The sequence below is a fragment of the Paraburkholderia sp. MM5384-R2 genome, assembly GCF_014201025.1.
Taxonomy (GTDB): Bacteria; Pseudomonadota; Gammaproteobacteria; order Burkholderiales; family Burkholderiaceae; genus Paraburkholderia; species Paraburkholderia tuberum.
In genome coordinates, this window is the sequence record NZ_JACHDI010000071.1 from 1 (window position 1) to 3444 (window position 3444).

Genomic DNA, 3444 nt, shown 5'->3' on the forward strand with positions numbered 1-3444 from the left:
CCCGAAATTCCGCCGGGTACGGGGTACGATGCTTGCCCATAATCGGCACCTCCTTCTCCAAAGGATAGATGTCCGTTTTTCTGGGTCAACTTCAGATATCGATGCGGTTCGCGACGCAGGTCTGGACAAGTGAATACAGGTTTGCCGAGGCCTTTGCACCTCCTACGGTGTCCGAAAAAAGCCATGCCTTTCTCCCCAGGACAAACGGGCGGATCATGTTCTCACATAAATTCTGGACCCAGACGTAACTCTTTGTCTGCGGTGCGCGCCCTAGCTCCTTGAGAACCTGCACGGTGGTTTCGTCGCCGAACCCGATCTCGCTGTCGAGCATCACATCACGCATCAGGTTGATGACGGGCTGTACCGAGTGTCCCAGGCGCACTACGCTTGCTGCCAGCGTGTTGCGCGAGATGTCGCCGCCAAAGCGGCGCAGCAGCGCGGCAATCCGGTACAGCGGCAGGCCGTCGATATACTTCGAGACGACGAACCACGCCAGCGCCCCTTCGGTGAACAGACCCTTGGGAATGATGCGTGCCCGCGCCGGCGTCACCTTCATGCCCTGGTCGCACTGCTGGCACGCGTACTTCACGCGCTCGTGACGGATCACCTGCACCTGCTGCGCAATGATGTCGAGCTGCTCGCTGACCTCGACGCCGATCTCCACGAGCACACTGCCGTCGTTCTTGCACACCCGTTCTTCTTCAGTGAGCTCGTAACGGATCACCTTGCGTGGCAATGCCGGGTCCAGCGGCTTGCGCCCGGGCTTGCCGCGCTTGTGGCCTGCCACCGACGTACTGTCTGTGTCGTCTTCCTGGGCGGGTAACGTGGCGGTCGTCGGAGCCAGCGCTTCCGCTTCGTTGAGGAACAGGTCCCGCTGGGCATCGCTGCGTGCTTCGCTCTTCGCCCCGAACAACCGTCGCTCGAATGCCTTCAGCTGTTCCTTGAGCAAATCACGCTCGACCTTCGTGACCCGCAGTTCGCCACGCAGCGCGTCGCGCTCGGCGAGCATCGCATCGCGTTCGGCGATGAGGGCAGCGAGTTCTTCGGCGGTGATCAAAATGCGGTTCATGCCACAACCATACCGGCTTGCGCTGCGAAATGGGTTTACGTCACCGCGCAAATTGTTGTGCGCGCGTCGCGCTCGCGCGACAGCGATACATCCTCCTCAGCTCACGCGTGCATAGTATCGCGCCGGGTGCTTGCGCATCGCTGTCAGATTAATGCCCTCCAGCAGCCAATGCAGTTGCTCGACGCTCAGTTCCAGTACTGGTTCGCTGCGCGGCCAGGCAAAGCAGTCAGCCTCCAGGCGGCGCAGCATCAACCAGAACCCGTTACGCTCCCACAACAGAAGCTTCAGGCGATCGGCACGCCGGTTGCGGAACACGTAGACCGCCCGTGCGGACGGATCGAGTCCCAGTGCCTGCTCCACGATCGTCGAAAGGCCGGTAAAGCCCTTGCGGAAATCGATGGCATCGCGGTGAACGTAAACCTTCAGATCAGCGTCGAACCGGAACATGGCACCTTCCCAGCGTCTCGATCATCGTCATCACCAGGCTTGCATCATCGCCGGCACATTCAAGGATGAGCTTCACACCGTTAGGCAGTTCGGCAATCAGTTGCGAAGGCAGCGTGACGCGTTGCGCCTGCCGTGCGAGCGCAACCGGTGCCGCATGAGCCTCGCATGCCGTAACATCGGCATGTCCCGGCTGAACGACCGGGATGAACGTCGGCATTGCCTTGGCCACGCCGTTCGGCGCCACATCACTGATAGCTTCGCTTTGATACTGACGAATCCATTTACGCAACAGGTTGGCGTTCAGGCCGTATTCCAGCGCCATCCCGGCGACGGACACCCCTGGTTGCAGACAGGCCAGCACCAGCTCACGCTTGGCCTGTTCGTCAAAGCAACGGCGCTTGCCATCACGCTCAAAGCCCCTTACCAGCCGCTCCTTCAGATTCCTGTCCTCTGCCATGGGTAGTGTCCACTTGAAAGTTGAAGTGGACACCAGCATCGCCTATCACTCATCGCGCCGGAAGGACGCCGACAACGGACCGCTTACCAGGCGCCGGTCGTCTTCCTGCTTAGGCGTGGGGATGCGGGCCACCGCCAACACGCGCCGCTCGCCGGAGTGGTAGCGCATCAGCATGGAGAGCAGCTTGTCGCTGTCAAGCCGGTCCGTCTTGGCGCGACGGGCACGGCGGTTCACCTCGATACTGGCCGAATCCACCACGAGATTGACGATGCCGTGTTCGGTCAGCCAGCGGTGCAGCCAGAAGCCGTCACGGCCAGCCTCATAACAGCTGTAGACCGGTGCATCGGCGCCGAGATGGCAACGCGCTCTCGCGTTCGCGACGGCGGTGAGAACCGCCGTGGTGTCACCCGCTGCGACTGTACAGCGGCTGGGCGCGCGCTGGCCATCACCCAGTGAGAGCTTCCAGTTCTTCTCGCCCAGTTCAAAAGCCATGTACAGCCGGCCACCTGCCGTCGTATTCTGTCCACGGAGGGCTGTGTCAGGCCTATCCATTTGCGTGCTCCTTCGGAGAAAACGAGTGTGCAACTCCCGTTTTACTCCAGTCGGGCTTACTGCCACTGCCCTCCCACATAGCATCTAGATACGTGCGGGAGGCTAGCGTTGAGCGCGGGAACGCCACCGAGCAGCGCTCGGGACGAGCTAGACGCTTGTTTGTGCGCAGGTCGTATGCGCAAAAAAGCGTCGATCAACAGGCTACTTTTGGCAGTGGCTTGCAACGGCGTCCGACCACGCTTATTGGTAAGCACCTCGCGACGGCCGTCCGCAACGCGGCGCCCGCGTGAGGCATGATGGGGAATCGGGTTACGTGTCAGCAGACGCCGATGGGCCAGACTGCCGGGGCAGCTTCGTGGCCACGTTCCAGGGCAACAGTTCGTCGATGCGGTTAATGGGGTGGTCAGCGATATGGGTCAGGACGTATTCGAGGTAGGCGCGCGGGTTGATCCCGTTGAGCTTGCATGTGCCGATCAGACCGTACATCGCGGCTGCCCGCTCGCCTCCGCTGTCGGAGCCGGCGAACAGGAAGTTCTTGCGGCTACGCGGAATTTTGCGTAACCGCAATAATGCGCAGCCGCAAATTACGCGGAGTTTGCATTCTTCCGAGCGCCACGAGCATTGGTGCGACTCACCGTGCGGCGCGCCGCGTATCGGAACAAACTACGCATAAAAAAGCGTGCTTTCCTGTTCGGGTAGCAATCCGTTTCAGGAGAGTTATCATGATCGACTTGGTTCCACTACGACCGCAACCTCAGGCATGGTTGTGGCACAGCGTCCTTGCTTACTTCGCAGAGGACTACTGCAAATACCTTGTTGATACCGGAGCTAAAGTCGAATCTGGTGTACGGGGGCGTTGAGGCGGGAAGTTGAAGGCGGTGGACGTTTCAGCTGAGAATCTGATTGTCGAAGTCGGAAA

At 60.5% G+C, this 3444-nt stretch carries 4 protein-coding genes and 1 pseudogene; all 5 read right to left on the reverse strand.

Annotated elements, in window-relative coordinates; translation table 11 throughout:
* Positions 1–91 precede the first annotated feature (91 nt).
* A complete protein-coding gene (locus HDG37_RS38570; RefSeq protein WP_260335287.1) occupies positions 92–1069 on the reverse strand; it encodes a transposase in 978 nt (325 codons plus the stop codon).
* 96 nt (positions 1070–1165) lie between these two features.
* On the reverse strand, positions 1166–1516 hold the full coding sequence (gene tnpB / locus HDG37_RS38575) for an IS66 family insertion sequence element accessory protein TnpB (RefSeq protein ID WP_184056801.1): 351 nt from the start codon (positions 1514–1516) through the stop codon (positions 1166–1168).
* Positions 1497–1973: an IS66-like element accessory protein TnpA gene (gene tnpA / locus HDG37_RS38580; RefSeq protein WP_260335288.1), complete on the reverse strand. Its 477-nt coding sequence runs from the start codon at positions 1971–1973 to the stop codon at positions 1497–1499. Before tnpA ends, tnpB begins: the two co-directional genes overlap by 20 nt.
* Before the next feature lie 45 nt (positions 1974–2018).
* Positions 2019–2465 carry a hypothetical protein gene (locus tag HDG37_RS38585; protein WP_409260300.1) on the reverse strand — a complete coding sequence of 149 codons (447 nt, stop codon included), beginning with the start codon at positions 2463–2465 and terminating at the stop codon, positions 2019–2021.
* 369 nt (positions 2466–2834) lie between these two features.
* Positions 2835–3068, reverse strand: a pseudogene (locus HDG37_RS38590) (transposase domain-containing protein); the annotation flags it as partial.
* Between the last annotated feature and the right edge of the window lie 376 nt (positions 3069–3444).

Excerpts from the sequence above, each read along its gene's own strand:
- HDG37_RS38570 (WP_260335287.1), bottom strand. The coding sequence starts at position 1,069 with ATGAACCGCATTTTGATCACCGCCGAAGAACTCGCTGCCCTCATCGCC.
- tnpA (WP_260335288.1), bottom strand. The coding sequence starts at position 1,973 with ATGGCAGAGGACAGGAATCTGAAGGAGCGGCTGGTAAGGGGCTTTGAG.
- tnpB (WP_184056801.1), bottom strand. The coding sequence starts at position 1,516 with ATGTTCCGGTTCGACGCTGATCTGAAGGTTTACGTTCACCGCGATGCC.
- HDG37_RS38585 (WP_409260300.1), bottom strand. The coding sequence starts at position 2,465 with ATGGCTTTTGAACTGGGCGAGAAGAACTGGAAGCTCTCACTGGGTGAT.